This is a genomic window from Vibrio sp. SSH13-20 (assembly GCF_040104475.1).
GTDB lineage: Bacteria > Pseudomonadota > Gammaproteobacteria > Enterobacterales > Vibrionaceae > Vibrio > Vibrio harveyi.
This window is the reverse complement of record NZ_JBECOU010000001.1, coordinates 426,422-443,029: the sequence shown is the minus strand read 5'-3', so window position 1 is coordinate 443,029 and position 16,608 is coordinate 426,422. Positions and strand designations below refer to the sequence as shown.

15 protein-coding genes are annotated in these 16,608 nt (G+C 43.5%); 4 read left to right on the top strand and 11 right to left on the bottom strand.

Going from position 1 to position 16,608, the window contains the following annotated elements; translation table 11 throughout:
• Positions 1-33: 33 nt before the first annotated feature.
• The 5 genes from luxQ to ABMY42_RS02120 form a co-directional block, all read right to left on the bottom strand.
• Complete coding sequence (gene luxQ, locus ABMY42_RS02140; RefSeq protein WP_005453581.1) at positions 34-2,613, bottom strand: quorum-sensing autoinducer 2 sensor kinase/phosphatase LuxQ; 2,580 nt, start codon at positions 2,611-2,613, stop codon at positions 34-36.
• Positions 2,613-3,710, bottom strand: a complete 1,098-nt coding sequence (locus ABMY42_RS02135) for a substrate-binding domain-containing protein (RefSeq protein WP_005453580.1) — start codon at positions 3,708-3,710, stop codon at positions 2,613-2,615. The genes luxQ and ABMY42_RS02135 overlap by 1 nt, the downstream gene beginning before the upstream one ends.
• A 349-nt stretch (positions 3,711-4,059) precedes the next feature.
• A complete protein-coding gene (locus ABMY42_RS02130) occupies positions 4,060-4,386 on the bottom strand; it encodes a GIY-YIG nuclease family protein (RefSeq protein WP_050940986.1) in 327 nt (108 codons plus the stop codon).
• Positions 4,383-5,036, bottom strand: coding sequence for a YceH family protein (locus ABMY42_RS02125; protein WP_005453575.1), 654 nt, complete (start codon positions 5,034-5,036; stop codon positions 4,383-4,385). Before ABMY42_RS02125 ends, ABMY42_RS02130 begins: the two co-directional genes overlap by 4 nt.
• A 93-nt stretch (positions 5,037-5,129) precedes the next feature.
• Positions 5,130-5,333, bottom strand: coding sequence for a hypothetical protein (locus tag ABMY42_RS02120; protein WP_009696233.1), 204 nt, complete (start codon positions 5,331-5,333; stop codon positions 5,130-5,132).
• 238 nt (positions 5,334-5,571) lie between these two features.
• On the opposite strand from ABMY42_RS02120, the gene ABMY42_RS02115 reads away from it, so the two are divergent.
• Both ABMY42_RS02115 and ABMY42_RS02110 read left to right on the top strand, forming a co-directional pair.
• Positions 5,572-5,886, top strand: a complete 315-nt coding sequence (locus ABMY42_RS02115; RefSeq protein WP_005453573.1) for a DUF496 family protein — start codon at positions 5,572-5,574, stop codon at positions 5,884-5,886.
• 123 nt (positions 5,887-6,009) lie between these two features.
• Positions 6,010-7,347 carry an MATE family efflux transporter gene (locus ABMY42_RS02110; protein ID WP_029790049.1) on the top strand — a complete coding sequence of 446 codons (1,338 nt, stop codon included), beginning with the start codon at positions 6,010-6,012 and terminating at the stop codon, positions 7,345-7,347.
• Positions 7,348-7,488: 141 nt separating this feature from the next.
• Here the strand turns inward: ABMY42_RS02110 and ABMY42_RS02105 are convergent, their stop codons facing one another.
• Both ABMY42_RS02105 and ABMY42_RS02100 read right to left on the bottom strand, forming a co-directional pair.
• Positions 7,489-8,478, bottom strand: a complete 990-nt coding sequence (locus ABMY42_RS02105; protein WP_050908253.1) for a Gfo/Idh/MocA family oxidoreductase — start codon at positions 8,476-8,478, stop codon at positions 7,489-7,491.
• Between the two features lie 59 nt (positions 8,479-8,537).
• A complete protein-coding gene (locus tag ABMY42_RS02100) occupies positions 8,538-11,174 on the bottom strand; it encodes an ATP-binding protein (RefSeq protein WP_349265901.1) in 2,637 nt (878 codons plus the stop codon).
• A gap of 631 nt (positions 11,175-11,805) precedes the next feature.
• Between ABMY42_RS02100 and ABMY42_RS02095 the strand changes: the two genes are divergently transcribed.
• Positions 11,806-13,239: a glyceraldehyde-3-phosphate dehydrogenase gene (locus tag ABMY42_RS02095; protein ID WP_041053522.1), complete on the top strand. Its 1,434-nt coding sequence runs from the start codon at positions 11,806-11,808 to the stop codon at positions 13,237-13,239.
• 436 nt (positions 13,240-13,675) lie between these two features.
• On the top strand, positions 13,676-13,897 hold the full coding sequence (locus ABMY42_RS02090; protein ID WP_005442428.1) for a hypothetical protein: 222 nt from the start codon (positions 13,676-13,678) through the stop codon (positions 13,895-13,897).
• Between the two features lie 158 nt (positions 13,898-14,055).
• Here ABMY42_RS02090 and ABMY42_RS02085 read toward each other — a convergent pair whose 3' ends face one another.
• The 4 genes from ABMY42_RS02085 to ABMY42_RS02070 all read right to left on the bottom strand — a co-directional run bounded on the left by ABMY42_RS02085 (position 14,056) and on the right by ABMY42_RS02070 (position 16,512).
• Complete coding sequence (locus ABMY42_RS02085; RefSeq protein ID WP_050908255.1) at positions 14,056-14,670, bottom strand: LysE family translocator; 615 nt, start codon at positions 14,668-14,670, stop codon at positions 14,056-14,058.
• Positions 14,671-14,778: 108 nt separating this feature from the next.
• Positions 14,779-15,693 carry a LysR family transcriptional regulator gene (locus ABMY42_RS02080; protein ID WP_050908256.1) on the bottom strand — a complete coding sequence of 305 codons (915 nt, stop codon included), beginning with the start codon at positions 15,691-15,693 and terminating at the stop codon, positions 14,779-14,781.
• Positions 15,683-16,060: a nuclear transport factor 2 family protein gene (locus ABMY42_RS02075; protein WP_038899265.1), complete on the bottom strand. Its 378-nt coding sequence runs from the start codon at positions 16,058-16,060 to the stop codon at positions 15,683-15,685. The genes ABMY42_RS02080 and ABMY42_RS02075 overlap by 11 nt, the downstream gene beginning before the upstream one ends.
• A complete protein-coding gene (locus ABMY42_RS02070) occupies positions 16,057-16,512 on the bottom strand; it encodes an Lrp/AsnC family transcriptional regulator (RefSeq protein WP_017188717.1) in 456 nt (151 codons plus the stop codon). Before ABMY42_RS02070 ends, ABMY42_RS02075 begins: the two co-directional genes overlap by 4 nt.
• Between the last annotated feature and the right edge of the window lie 96 nt (positions 16,513-16,608).

The window sequence follows — 16,608 nt, the reverse complement described above, 5'->3', positions numbered from 1 at the left end:
AGGGAGCATCATGCTCCCTTTGCTATTTCTGCATTACGTCCGTTCTAGCAAAAATCTCTGCTTAAAATCGACAAACGCTTCATGTAATGCGTTTTCTTTGATTGGCTTGAGCAAGACATAATTCGCCCCTGCCGCCATAAATGCATCGCTAGTTTCTTTAGCTGTATCAGCCGTACAGGCATAAATAGGCGTACCAAGTCGCAAGTTCTGACGAATCTCATGAGTTGTTTCAATACCACCAAGATGCGGTAATTGATTGTCCATCAAGATAAGGTCATAAGTATTGTCCGCGAGAAACTCCATCGCCTCTAATCCATCTTTTGCCCAATCAACCTGCATTTTGTACTTCTTGCAGAACGCCTGGAGAATAAAGGCATTGGTGTGATTGTCCTCCACCAGCAACACTTTCAAACTCTCATCAAACAAAGCTTCAGGCTTAACGCGTTGACTGACTTCTAACGGTCGGAATACACGCTCACGGTCTTTTACCGGCAATGTCACAACGAAAGTTGTGCCCATCCCTTTACTACTACGAACCTGAACATCGCCTTCCAACATATCGACAAGATTCTTAACGATGGTTAAGCCTAAACCACTACCACCGTATTCTCGTGTTGTTGTTGCTTCTTCTTGTACAAACGGTTCGAACATTTGGTCTAACTTGTCCGACTCAATCCCGATCCCCGTATCAGTAATTTCAACAACCAATACACTGTTCTCTGCACCATAAAATTGCTCAAGCTCGGCATGGATCCGGATAGAACCCGACGGAGTAAACTTGGCGGAGTTACTAACAAGGTTAAACAGAATTTGGTTGAGTCGAACTTGATCCGTAAAGATTTCGACATTCGGATCCAGTTTGTTTTCGATAACCAGCTCAACCCCTTTATTTGTACAGATTGGACGATAGATATTTTCCAATGTGCGAATCGTATCGGAGAAGGAGAACGGGTGCTTCTGGATATTAAACTTACCTTGCTCTATCTTGGAGAAATCCAAAATATCATTCAGTACGGCAAGTAAGTGCTCACCACTGTGGCACAGAACATCAATTTGGTTCTTCTGCTCTTGAGTTTCTACCGTGTCTTTAAGCAATTGCGCAACACCTAAGATACCGTTAATTGGAGTACGGATCTCATGACTCATCTTCGCAAGGAAATCAGCTCTAGCTTGTGCAGACTTCTCTGCTTCTCTACGTGCGATATTACTTTGCTTTTCCGCTTCAATCAGAGTCGTAATGTCTTGCCCTTGCACAATGATGCCACTGATATCACCATCGACACGAATTGGTGATAGGTTCCAACGGTAAATCTTATTCCCAATTGGAACGTTGACGCCTGTTAACGTCGCACCTTGCGCTGCCATCTTCAGGTGAGGTGTCAATTTATCTTTGAAGCCTTGGAAGACAGGATGCATGGTTTCATTGTCATCTTCGATAACGAGCTCTTTGCGTGCTGCAGGGTTCATTTGGATAAGAACACTTTCCTCAGACCACACCATAATCGGTGATAACGCGAAGTTAAACAGGTCTCGGAATGACTTCTTCTGCGCCTCTAGTTCCTCAAAAGTACTTTCAAGAGTAGAGCCAATATGATCGAACTCTTCGATATCCGAACCATCAAAGCGCTCAAAGCCCTTTTCCTCACGCGCGGAACGAGTGTAGGACATCAGAGACTCCAACTGCGCCGCTACCTTACTCTCGATCCATTCTTTAGTGAGCAACGCAATCATGATCATACCGATGATAGAAGCCAACATTGCTAGGATATGTTGGATCTGCAACGTAACAACGCTTTGGTTATCCTGCACAGTAAGCAAGCATAACTCTGTCGTCACGGCATTCACTTCTATTGGAGTTTGAATCACTAAAAGTTTGTCGAGCCTTCTTTCTGAACCTTTGCGCTGCAAAATATCCGCAACATTGTATGGCTCGTCACCAATTAAGGAGTTAGCTAAAGGGACGTTATTCGCCACAAGGACCACATTGTCGACATTACTTTCGCTTTTTAGCTTCTCCATCAAAGCGAAGTTGTTATCAAGCACTACAACATTAAAAGAGAAGCCAAGCACTTCACCTGTCGCAGGATCCAACACTGGCACGCGACGCGTCAGCATATGTCTAGAACCAATAGAGGTCATCACATTAATGTAATACCAGTTATTACTAAAGGTGACGCGGTTCGCCAAACTGTCGAGGATAAGATCATTCACACCATAGAAATGTGCATTACCATCATCCCAAATGATGCCCTTATGATCGGTCAGAAAGCGAAACTCTGGCGTGTGCGATGGGTCACTTTGATCGATACTGAGAAAGAAAAAGTTAAGTGCATCAGTGTCGCGATTGGTGTAAAAGTCACGAATCACTTCACTTTTTGAGTTGCTGTCATGATGTATTTGAATCGCCGCAAAGTGACTATCAAATATATTGTGGATCAATGCAGAGGTTTGTTGCTTCGTTCTGTCGACTTCTTGCCAAATTATCTGTTTAGAGAAGTAATAGCTCTGAATAAAAATCCCTAGAATGATCGGAGCAAGAACAAGAATGATGATCTTTGTTATGAGCGTCGCCAGTGAGCGACGCTTCTTTATGTTTGATCGAGTTATTGTCATCAATTATCTGAATATCTAAATGCACGCTTCTTCAGCGTTTCGATTCTTTCCGGTGAATCAGCTTTGGTAACAATTTCAAAATCACCAGAATATACGGTTGGGACAGGTTTTCCTTCCAAATCCCACTTAATGGCTTCTGCCATGGCGATACCAGTATCATCATTCATACGCATGACAGTGATATCTAAGTCGCCTTTCTGAATAGCATCAAGCTCTGCTGAACCACCGCCCCAACCGTTGATCATAACGTCACTTCGCCCTAAATCTGCTAACGCCTCAACAGCGCCTAACGCAACATCAGTCGAGCACGCATAAATAAAATCAACATCTGGGTGCTTTTCTAAACTTGCTTTTGCAGCATCATATCCCGACTGCTTTGTTGCTTTAGTGTAGTACGCTGATTGTAGTTCAAAGTTATTATCACGGTTAACCTGATGAATAAACGTGTCACCTCTCACATCACTAATGTACCCTTCCGAGAAATAGAGCACACTGTAATAGGTGTGCTTCGGAAAGTACTTTCCGAATTCTGTCGCTAATTCACGGCTACCTTCCGCGTGATCAAATCCGACATATAAAAACGGTTGATGTTTATCCCATTCACGCACTGGTGTCGTGATATTTTGTAAGATCAATTTGGTGTTTGTTGAATCAAGAACGTGTTCAACAAATTTGCGGTGTCTGGTTGTATCTAACGTAAAAATCAAATAATCGGATTTGCTCTTCAGCGCTTCCATTAACGACAAGCTTTGCTGCTTAATATCCGCATTAGGGCGTGTGAAAACTTGGTTGATCTGATAGTTGATATTTAGCTTGTCCAAGCGCTTTTCAAATGCCGCAATGTTTCTTACCCAGTAATCAGATACTTGCTGCCCCGGATAAACCACGGATATTTTAAGCGGACGCTTTTTGTTTTTAGAGAATGGTACAGGACGTTCACGAACGGCTTCTGCTAAAGCATTAGTGAGTTTTCGCTGCTGCGGGAATTCATCCAAGAACTCTTGATAACCCCAGTAGCCATTGAGCACTTGCGTTGCATGTGAAACAGGAGAGAAACCGACCATAGAAATCAGGGAAAATAGTAACGCTTTTTTCATCTGTTGCTCTTTTAGTTTTTTATGGAGCATGGAACTGCTCTATTTTATTACCTAGCCGAGTCATCCTTTACCCTATAATTCTGATATCCATAAATTGCCCGCTTCTATATAAATTTTTTTGATATTAAGCCTAGCAGGGCATCAATGTATTATGTGTTACTGTCGCCTGAAATGATACCCATAATAGACAAAAATAAACCGCCATTTGAAGGCGGTTTGCTCTCTAATACGCATAGTGTTAATTCAAATTGCCCAACATTGAACTAGCAGCACATATTTGTACTTTTTAATTGATTAGAAGTTGTACAGCTCAATATTGGTCGAAAATGTCACTTGCGAAAATCATTGATTAATTGGAACACTTCACTCGTGTTTGAAATGCAAGAACATGTTTTTCATCGACGCAAATTTCAGCATCTTCGCTGACTAAGAGCTCTTTCTTAGCTTTAGTCAGTTGCTTGATAAAGTACTCCGCTTTCATCGCGACACTTTTGCTTTCAAAAGAAGAGAACCATTCCAAGGTTAATGGTCCCTTCCCTTTCAGTGCTTTTGCACCTTTCCCGCTCTGATGCTGTTTGAAGCGTCGATCCACATCATTCGTTACACCACAATAAAGCGCATTGCGGTTATTACGGATTAGATAGACGCTCCAATTTTGCTCGGCAGTCTCACTCATGAAAGCAGAGATTCAACCTGTTCTTTTAATGCGGTCAGCTCTGCACGAAGTTCTGCCACTTCTTGTTCTAACTGGCTAATGCGCTCAGAACCGGCTGATGATGGCGCCGCACTTGCCACAGCCAACTCACTGATGTCTACCTCACCACAAAATAGATGCATGTAACGTGATTCACGCTTGCCCGCCTCGCGAGGCAGTTTAACCACAAGAGGTCCTTTCTCTTCGCTTGCAAGGTGCTCAAGAACGTTTTCAACTTCCTTTACATCATTAAATGTTGCTAGGCGATTAGTGCGCGTGCGAATTTCGCCAGGGGTTTGAGCACCACGAAGCAGCATGCAACATACGATGCCTTTCTCTTGCTCGGTAAGTTGTAGGTCGCCAAACTCGGTATTACAGAATCGGTGTTGGTATTTGCTGACACGGCTATTGAAACCACTTTCATCACTGACAAGACGACGCTCGATGAGTGCATCAACCGCGTCTAGTACGTCTGCTTCAGACAATGACATGACAGGTTCGCGGTTGCTTTTTTGATTACATGCGTTCGTCAGCGCGTTAAGGCTTAGGGGGTATTGGTCGGGGGTGGTGACTTCTTTTTCGATTAAGCAGCCAATTACTCGTGCTTCAATTGCCGTTAGCTCAACTTTCATAATGCATTTCCTTATTATTGTTGCATTTGAATTTGGGTATCAGGCTAAAGCATAGCGCATGGACCTGACACCCTTTGCGAATCGGGTTAGGTCTTAATGCTCTGATAGAATCGACACTTTGGTCATTTTTCCATTCTCGTCAATCATCATTATCTTCGAACGATTGAGTTCGACTTCAGTGATTTCGAGTTGCGTTCTAGCAGCCACATACGCTGCTTTGAGTTTGGTAGCCAAAGAATCGTCTTGGTTATCGACCTCTTGGCTTTCGACTTGCTCCGCAATAGTCCCAGAGTTCATTTCGAGCTTCATATTTTTGTATTGAATGAAGTTGATGATATAGCGAAGGCTCCACCATGACAACGAGTCCCTTCACTCAAGTGAGCAACATTCACGCTTTTAGCACTCGATTGTTAATGTCACATCAGAATTGATGGATAAATGTCCAACCCAGCATGACGTTTGATCTAAAGACTGTTATGCCACGAGATGTTGTGCTTTAATCGAATCAGATATTCACAAATTAGGAAAGGGAACCATGAGTAGCGTATTTGAAATCGTGAACCAAGCTCGTCGTAAAAACAAACTAAAACGTGAGCTGCTTGATAACGAGAAAAAAGTTCGTGACAACCGTAAACGTGTAGACCTACTAGAAAACCTTCTAGACTACATCAAACCAGAAATGTCTCACGACGAAATCGTTGCAATCATCAAGAACATGAAAGCAGACTACGAAGACCGCGTTGACGATCACATCATCAAGAGTGCAGAAATTTCTAAAGCACGTCGTGACATCAGCCGTCGTATTCGCGAACTGACTGAAGAAGACAAACAAACTAGCGGCAAAAAATAAGCCCAAATAGTTGTAGAATTTAACCCCGAGCAGGGATAACTTGCTCGGGGTTTCTTTTTGTAACTTACAAAACCAGTGTGTACAATAACACCAATTCTTGTTCCCAAAACACCCAATTTCTCTATGTCTTCTACTTCTTCTAGCGTGCAACCAACGTTAGCAAAACAACTTTTCACTATGACCTGGCCAATGCTGTTTGGCGTATTGTCATTGATGAGCTTCCAACTTGTCGACAGTGCCTTCATTGGGCAACTGGGCGTTTTACCACTTGCGGCACAAGGCTTCACTTTACCATTACAAATGGTGGTTATTGGCATTCAAGTTGGTTTGGGTATTGCCACTACCGCAGTGATATCGAAAGCACTAGGAGCAAACGACACCCACTACGCAAAACAATTAGGTGGGTTAGTCCTCATGATTGGCTCTGTCGGCGTAGCTGTACTTGGTTTGATCATTTGGTTATTGCGTTACCCTATTCTCTCTTTATTAAGCGCACCAGAAACCGTCATGCCAATTATCGACAGCTACTGGCCATGGTGGTTGCTAAGCTCATGGACGGGTGCTGTGCTGTACTTCTATTACAGTATTTGTCGTTCTAATGGTAATACCATGCTGCCAGGCACTATGATGATGGTCACCAGTGTAGTGAACTTAGTGCTCGATCCACTATTCATTTTCACCTTTGATTTAGGCATCAACGGTGCCGCTATCGCTACGATAATCGCGTTCGGGTTTGGCATTTTGGTTGTGGCGCCTCGCGTACAAAAAAATCACTGGGCGACGTTCCAATGGCAAGAGCTGGATGTTGTGAAAAGCGTTCGCTCCATCGGTCACATTATGGGACCGGCAATGATCAGCCAATTATTACCACCACTCTCTTCTATGCTGGCGACGAAGCTATTGGCAGGCTTTGGTACCGCAGCGGTAGCATCATGGGCGTTAGGCTCTCGTTATGAGTTTTTTGCTATTGTTTCTGTACTTGCACTGACGATGTCAATGCCGCCGATGGTTGGTCGTCTACTAGGAGCGAAAAACTACACCGACATTCAGTCTCTCATCTCGATTGCGGTTAAGTTCATACTTGGTTTCCAATTGCTGATTGCTGTGATTACGTTTATCGCTGCAGACCCACTGGCATTATTGATGACCAGCGACGCGCAAGTCACCCATGTACTTGAAATGCACTTGATGATTGTACCTATCAGTTTGGGCTCGCTTGGTGTATGTATGTTGATGGTTTCGATCTGTAACGCCCTTGGTAAGTCCTACACGGCACTGACCATTTCGGCACTGCGCCTATTTTTGTTCTTCCTTCCGTGTTTGTGGATCGGTGCACAAATGGGTGGGATTCAAGGGCTACTTATTGGCGCGTGTTTGGGTAATATCTTAGCTGGTATCGCGGCTTACTTAACCTATAGAAAAACAATTCGTAAGCTCACAGAAGCGCATGCTGCCGCTTAAATAAGCAAGAAAAACGAAAGCCCTCGCATTGAGGGCTTTATGGTTTTTATACACTAGGGTCTGTTGATCTTTCGCGGTTAAATTTTACTCAGATGGGAACACCTAGCCGAACCCTTTAGGCAGCGTTTGTAAAGAAAGACGTTAGCCTAGCGCCACTTTATCCGCTGGGAACACAACACCAGTCTGTCTTCTCACCTCAGTGAGCACTTTAGCAACGATAAGTGAGCGCTGCTTCATTTGTGGATCAATCGAGCCAACTTTGAGTTGCTTAGCAAATGCTTGCGCTTCGTAGAACATGTGGTTCTCTTCTTGAGGCAATGTTAGTACTTGTTTACTCTCACCTCGCAAAATGCGCTCAACACCACGTCCTGTGGCAATCATATCTACCAGCACACTGCCCTGTTCACCCTGGAATTCACTTGGGATTAGCGAATCGCTTACCTTGGAATGTAATAGGTTCACGTTAAAGCCGTCATACGCCAACGTCACACTGCCACAACCATCGACGCCAGAAGGCAAAATGTGAGCACTTGCTTCTATGCTGTTAGGCTCGCCAAACAACTCAATCGCGGAGCCAACACAGTAGTAACCGATGTCCATAATCGAACCGTTGGAAAATTCTGGATTAAATGTATTTGGATTCTCGCCATTTAAATATTTCTGATATCGAGAAGAGTACTGACAATAACTGATCGTGGCATGACGAAGAGGGGCGATCGCTGGTAGGCTGTCTTTTAGCACTTGAAAATTCGGCGTATATGGTGACATGAAAGCTTCGAACAACACGACGTTATTTTCTTCAGCGGTCTTAAACATCGCCTGAGCAAGAGGATAATTTGAAGCCATCGGCTTTTCGCAAATCACGTGCTTACCCGCTTTAAGCATTTGCATTGCCTGAGGCGCATGCAACGAATTTGGACTCGCTATGTAAACGGCATCGATATCGTTATCAGCCCCCAATGCTTCTACGCTATCGTAATAAGATTGCGCATTATAAGGCTTGCCAAATTCGCGCGCTTTCTCAACATCACGTGAATACACAGCTTGAAGAGAAAATTCTTTGGTCTGAAGCGCAGCTTCAACAAATTGTTGAGAGATCCAGTTCGTCCCGATCACAGCAAGTTTGAACATGTTACTTCCTTTTCTTTATCGTTCTAGAAGCCGTAAGGAGTTCGGCTCGCAGACACGATTTAAGCAAGCTTTAGTTCATTAAACAACTCAAACAGTTGATTCGACTTGTAAGGTTTCGGTAAGTAAGCATCCATTCCCGCAGCAAAGCAGTTTTGAATATCTTCTTCGAGCACACTTGCTGTCAAAGCAATAATGGTGATCTTCCCACTTCCTACTTCTTTCTCCCAGCGGCGAATTTCTTTTGTTGCGGTCAAACCATCCATAACTGGCATCATGCAATCCATAAGAATTGCATCAAACTTCTCCCCCTTAGTGATGGCTTCTAATGCCTCTTGCCCATTGCTGGCAATCAGATAATCGTATCCCGCCTTGTCTAAGAAAAAGCCGGCTATCTTTTGGTTCATCAAGTTATCTTCAGCAATCAAAATACGACGATGTGTACGTGACTGGTTGATATTATGAACGACTGCCGAATGTGTGACATGGTAACTTTGAGTATTTTGTTCAATGTGCGCGAGTTCATCAATAGCATGCCTAAAGCGGTTACCTAAAAAAGGTAAAGTCAGCACAGAATGAATACGCTCAGAATTGGTGTAGGTAGAGATCAAATGATGTTGGCAAACAATGATTCGGCTAATATCAACCGTACGCGCTAACTCGTCTATTACAGAATCCAACGCCACTCTGCCATCATGACAATAAAAGATCACTTCCAGCCCCTTTGTAGAAGTCGGTAAATCCTTAATGCTACTTACCTCTGAAAGCTGAATACCAGCTAAACGACACTCTTTCATAATTTGATCGGCATACGCGTAGTTATCTCCAATGAGAATACCGTTACGAATGGTTTCTGAGCGCCAACCTACGGTCGGCAACACTTCCACTTCAATTGAGAACTCAAAACTGGTTCCCACTCCTTTTGAAGACGTCGCGGTTAACTTGCCGCCCATCATAGCCACCAGTTGACGACAAATGGCCAAGCCTAGTCCTGTCCCTCCAAACTGACGTGATATACCTTCGTCTTCTTGAGTGAAAGGCTCGAAGATGGAATCAAGCTTGTCCTTTTCTATACCTACACCGGTGTCGGATACTCGAAAAATCAAAAATACGCTCTTTTGTGTGGTGGATTCTTGGTAGTCAACATCCACATTGATGCAGCCCTTCTCTGTGAACTTCACCGCGTTCGATACCAAGTTCATAACAATTTGTTTGATTCGATGGTCATCAACCTTGATGCGCGCAGGAATGCGCTCATCTAAATTGATATTCAGTTCTAATTGCTTGGACGTGGCTTTGGACTGGAACAAAATCATCGATTGGTACACGACTTCACGAATATCTGTTTCGATAAGAGAAAGCTGTAAATGACCTGATTCAATCTTAGATAGATCAAGGATGTCATTAAGTAACGTGAGCAAGGTATGCGACGAGGTATCAATATCGGTTAAGACTTCTTTTTGATGATCTGAAAGTTCACTTTGTGACAGGATCTCTGTCATCCCGATAATCCCGTTCAAAGGGGTTCGAATTTCATGAGACATGCTTGCAAGAAAGACCGACTTTGCGCGGTTTGCCGAAATAGCAGATTCTTTGGTTTGCAAAATCTCTTCTGTTTGTCGGTTTTGCTCCTCCATCATTCGATTAACTTGTTGTGCAAAGATCGTGAACTCATCATTGCCATCAACCACCACCTTCTCCCCCTTTACATGTTCATGGATTAAGGTGTTAAGCGAATGAATAATCGAGTCCAATTTACTATGCACACGATACCAAGTACCAAAGCCTAACCAACATAACAGGATGATGATGACCATCACGCCCGAGGTCATGAGCGTTATGCTCTGCTTTTGCGAACTGACTTGGACCAATAATGCGCTTTCAACCTGTTGCGTGAAACCTGCGGTCATGACTTGCAAACGTTGAACACGGTGGTCAAGATCTCGTAAATAAGTCACATAGTCAGATTGGGACATCTCTCCTGCCAATAAACGTCCTCGGGCTTCGATACTCGACAAATAACGAGGAGACGTATACAAACTAAGGAGCTTTTCTACCTGCTCATTTGATGCACCTAACTTTAAGAATCCTTCCAGACTTTGCTGTTGGCGCTCAATGGCTTGAAAGAACATGTTTTGATTCGGTTGGCTATCAGGCTGTAGCACCAACCGATACGTCAACCAAGCTTCTTTTTGCGTCCAGTAAGAAAGTTGAGCAAGATAAGCGATGAAATCTTGCATCCAATGCGCTTCATCACTATCAAACAAGTGATTATGTTGAACCAGTGATTGAGACATTTCTTGCAACAGGCGAAACGACCAATCTCCGGCATCCACACTGTCTCTCAAGTCACCAGAGATCAAATCTAACATCGCTCGCTTAAGGTCATCAGAATACTCGGCAGTATAACTGTTCTGTATAAACTTCTCGTAGATAGAAAGCGCTCTATCACGTTGTACTTTCACTTCAATTGGTAAAGGCTGCTCTTCTCCATATCGATGACGCTCCTTCTCCATGTCATAGACAAAATGAGACGCTTCGGAAATCAGTTTCAATCCTTGAATATTACTGACCGTTTGATTGAGTTGGTCGACTCTTTGAGAGTTAACGACAAATTGGTGAACGGCAAACACAGAAATAACCACCGCGGGTAACAGTGCGAGTAGAGCTAAACGTAATTTTATAGAAAGTTTTATCATCCGTTTGCCCGTGTTAGGAAAAGGCTCTCGAATTAATACTAGACCACTTTCATAGATTGAATATGAACTTGTATGAAGTGTTTTATCGGCAACTTAATCGGTCTGAACTGCCTAAACGGCTAAAAACAACACTCATTACCCTTCTATACATTGAGGTTATAAGAAGGAAAAGTGTGATTGCTTACAAAATTTTGCTGCATCATTTTTAAACAGATTTAGTTAAACCAATTCATACTATGGGCGAACTTGAAGATGCCGCCTAAAATAGCGAAAAACGTTTACCATTTAAGTGTTAAAGATTATCCATATCACATTATTTAAAAGGAAGTTCACCTTGTTACATATACTCACTTTGAGATGAACCTTTATTGTCGCGAAATAAGTTTTATAGATAGGAAAAGTCAATCCCTATAAAACACCGCTTTAGTCACATTAATAAGCCAAAAAATGAATCATACCCCACACTTTTAACTGGATTTATTTTTCCTAGCAGAATAAGACCTCCACCCGTACAATCCGCACACATAATTATTACAACCCAATTACAAAACACCCTCACTTCACGCTCTACCGTTGAGGTAACAGCAGAAAGTAAGGTCAGCCCCCAAAACGTGAAAGGTCCAAAACAACAATGAGTCCAGAGAAATATCTCCAAGACTGGCAAACTAGCCAAACGATTGCTGAATCTATTTCCCCTCTTATTGGTAAGTTATATCGTCAAAAAGGAATCGAAGTGGTTCTGTTTGGTAAAACACTTATCAACGCAACAACCATCGACATTCTCAAAACTCACCGTATTGCAAGACGTTACACCGGAAGCCCTCTTTCTCTTGAACAAACCATGCCAATCATCCAAGCGCTGTGCGAAATGAGCATCTCGTCTTGTCGTGTTGATGTTGGTCAGCTTGCTGGTATGTACTGGAAAGATCACGAAGATACTGCCGCACTTAGTGACTTTTTACACACAGCACTTCAAGGTGCTCGTGATGCCGACTCTTCTCTAGCAGCTCGTGACGTGGTTCTTTATGGCTTCGGTCGTATTGGCCGCCTATTGACTCGCCTGTTGATTGAAAAGAGTGGTCCGGGTTACCCACTTCGTCTGCGTGCAATTGTTGTGCGTGGCGGAAAGAAAGGCGATCTAGAAAAACGTGCTAGCTTGCTCCGTCGTGACTCAGTTCATGGACAGTTCAACGGTAGTATCGTGATTGATGAAGAGCGTAAAGCACTGATCGTGAACGGTAACTACATTCAAATTATTTATGCGAATAACCCAAGTGATGTGGACTACTCAGTTTACGGCATCAACAATGCACTAGTTGTTGATAACACGGGTGTTTGGCGTGATGCCGAAGGTCTAAGCCAACACGTAGCGTGTAACGGTGCAGAGAAAGTACTGCTTACTGCACCAGGTAAAGGCGACATCAAGAACGTCGTATTTGGTGTGAATGAATCTGTGATTCAAGAAGATGACACTATCATCTCCGCAGCGAGCTGTACGACTAACGCTATCACTCCGGTTCTTAAAGCCCTGAACGACAAGTACGGTGTGCTTTCTGGACACATTGAGACCGTTCACTCTTACACCAACGATCAAAACCTAATCGACAACTTCCACTCAGGCGATCGCCGTGGTCGTAGTGCTTCATTGAACATGGTTCTTACGTCAACAGGCGCAGCGAAAGCGGTAGCAAAAGCACTTCCAGAACTTGCAGGTAAGCTTACAGGCAACGCAATTCGTGTACCGACTCCGAACGTATCAATGGCTGTTGCAAACCTTAACTTGGGTGAAGATGTAGACCGAGATTCGCTGAACGAATACCTACGTGAAATGGCATTAAACTCTGAGCTTTCTGCGCAGATCGATTACACAGATTCGACAGAAATCGTATCAAGCGATCTAGTGGGCTCTCGCCACGCAGGTGTGGTCGACGGTCAAGCAACCATCGCTCAAGACAAGCGCTGTGTACTGTACATCTGGTACGACAACGAATTTGGTTACAGCTGTCAAGTTGTACACTGTATGGAGCAAATGATGGGTGTTCGTTACCAAACATTCCCTCGATAAGGTGAACCTTGCTCCACAACGTTAACCACAATGTGTAACGAGCAACACCCCAGCATTTGTTTTAAATAATAAGCGCCTTGCGCATTACTAATATACTTCCCCGCTTAATACGCCTGATGACCCTCAGGCGTTTTTTCGTTTTAAGACACTTTGACATTCCTCAGACAAATCGATGCGAAATTGAACGTTAGATACCCAAATGACCTCAATATTCAGAATTCAGAGCGTTGTTACTAGCGCTAGTTCAAAGATAAATCGCTTGCGTAAAAGTTCACTATTGCCAAGGGATTTATCAAAGAATTGGCGTTAGTAACACGCTCCCTAGGGCAAATTGTCTTGCTGAAACTAGAATTTTGAGGTTATTTGGGTATGTTCATGTTTCGTTCATATTCAAAATCGTAGTATGAACCCATAGATTGAAAGAGAGGTCATGATTATGAATCGAATTATCGTTACTGCATTGGCACTGATTACTGGCTTTTTTACTTTGGTATTTAGCCTAATCATGGCGATTCCATTGACCATCGCAGCCCTAATCACTGGTAAACGTATTGAAAAACGCGTAAAGCAAATGCAGCAAGAAATGCATGAAGAATATGAATTCAATACGGGTAAGTCCGACGCAATTGAAGGCGAGTTTGAAGAAGTTCGTCGCTAACGCTTCTGAAGGTTCCACACTCCCCCTATGTTCCTGAGCAACCTTCTTTGCTGACATCCTATCTCGTTAAGAGTTAGGATGTTTTTTTATTGGTCATCGACGAAAAAGGCTACCATTACGGTAGCCTTTTAACTTCATGAGCAGTGCATTCTACTTGGTTAAATCGTCACAACCACACGCACTGCCAGCAACATTAAAACGATGCCAGACAGTCGGTCAATCAATACAGCCTTTGAGCGAATACGGTCAACAACTCGTGAGTTAGACAATACCAATGTGATGAACGTATACCACAAACCATCAACAACAAATGGGGTCGCGACGATAATCATTTGGTTACTTAGGTCATTACCTAACGCAACAAATTGACTGAACAGTGCAATAAAGAACAGTGCAATTTTCGGACTTAGAATCGAAATCAGAAAACCCTCTTGCGCCGATTGCAAAACCGTCGTCTCTTCACCGGATTCTAACTTCGCCGCTACGCCCCCCTTTGAACGCAATGCATTGAAACCAAGATACGCCAAGTAAGCTGCACCAGCTAAACTAATAGTCTTAAATAACAATGGGCTTTGTTGAAGTACCACGGCCAAACCGATCAAGGTAATGAAAGCATAAATACCGATACCAAACGCGTGTGCCCATGCGGTAGCCAAACCATTCACACGACCACCAGCCAACGAGTGCTTAGCAACAATCGCTAAACTCGGTCCTGGCGACATCGCCCCTAGTAAACACACGGTAAAAAGTGATAGCCAAACTGTTAGTGTCATAAGAATCTCCCCTCTTTGACGCTAATCTATCAATGGAATAGGTATAATTAGAAATCAAAGTTTTTCATACTAGCCATGATTTGAAATCATAAGGCAACAATGCATTTATTATCGAATGGAATACTCTGAAATCTGCATGACCGAACGAATCTCTTCGCGCACCCATTTATGTGCAGGATCCGTATCGTATTTTGGATGCCACATTAACCAATACTGATGAATAGGCGTTTCGAGAGGTAGTGCTTTATGGGCTAAGTCCCAATGCTTTGCGAGATTGACCGCAATATGCTCTGGAACCACCATCAGATGTTCACTAGAAACTAGGCGATTGATAGCAGCAGAGAAGAAAGGCACTTTGAACGTGACATGACGTGTATGCCCTAGCTCTCTTAACGCTAAATCGGTATAAGAATCTTTATCTCCACCGCCTGTTACTTTGATATGAGAGTAAGAAATTAAATCTTCAACGCTGATGCTATCTTGCTTTGCTAAAGGATGAGAGGCTTTCATCAAACAGACTGATGAGTCTTCACCAATCTTCACACTAGACACACCTTGAGGCTTCTCTGGATACATGGAAGACGCGATATGAATACCAGTCTCATGAAGCTTATCTAGAAAGTCTGGTTGCCACAATCGATACGCCATATCCAACCGAGGAGCAAAGCCACTCAAGTGCGAGGCAATGTCAGGGAGTACGTATTGTGCGACGTAGTCACTCGATGCCAATACTAGCTCCCCTTTCCAATCTGTGGGTTCAAAAGGCTTGTCATCGAGAAGATGATCGAACTCAGCCAATAAGTCGTCCAACTTCTCTTTTAGAAGTAGTGCTCTTGGCGTTGGAATCAGTTGGTTCCCCTGCCGAACCAATAAGGGATCGCCGCACAACTCACGTAACTGCGCTAACTGACGGCTTACCGCCGATTGGGTGATATGCAAACGCTCGGCAGTTTTGCTCACATGGCACTCTTCAAGCAATACATGCAAAGAACGCAGCAGATTCAGATTGATGTTATTCAGCACGTTCTACCCATTTCGCGCGCCAATCTGCGGCGGCATACTCTTCTGGCCAGTATTCAACTTGTTTGCGAATCAACCCATCTCGCACGGTGTGAAAAGTAATCGCCCGATCGGAGCGGACGCCATCGCTTACTATAACGTCAGTGACCACTTGCTCACCGTCACTTACGATACGCTCTATAGTAAAGGTCCACTCACCTTCTGCTGGATAAGCAGAGTTCAATTGGGCAAAATTCTTTCTGCCACGAATCACTTCTTTCGTCAGTGGCCAAACTACTTCACAATCAGGCGCAAGGAGTTCCGCTGCTGCATAGAAGTCATTGCTTGCCATTACTTTCCAGAAGTTGAGGACGATGTCTTTCTCGGTCATTTTACGAACTTGCTCCCTGTCGTATTGAAAAACTCCGTTAACACGGTATGTGTCATCACGTTACGAAGCTCTGGATAGCTTTGGATATAGTCTCGAATCTCGTTGAGGCGAGCGATATTCGGAACTTCGACAAACAGCATCATATCGGTTTCACCACTGATTGCATGGCACCATTTCACACCATCAATTTTGTACAGATCATTCGCGTAGTTATCACAGTGATGACTAGAGGCTGATGTATCAAACTTCAGCGCCATATACGCACAAATCGTCGACTCTTTGGATGTCGCAATATCGGCATGATAGCCAAGGATCACTTGGTCATTTTCAAGCTTTTTGATTCGAGCTGTCACAGCAGAACGTGACAAGCTAACTTGCTCTGAGATTTCAGTAATAGAGAGACGGGCATTCTGCCGTAATAGATCTATGATCTGATGATCAAATTTGTCCATAACATCACCAAGCTTTCCTTAATTTTTTCATTCTACTCAATTACAACTTATTGAAAACCGACAATTTGCTGTTTATCGGCAAAACAACCGTCATTT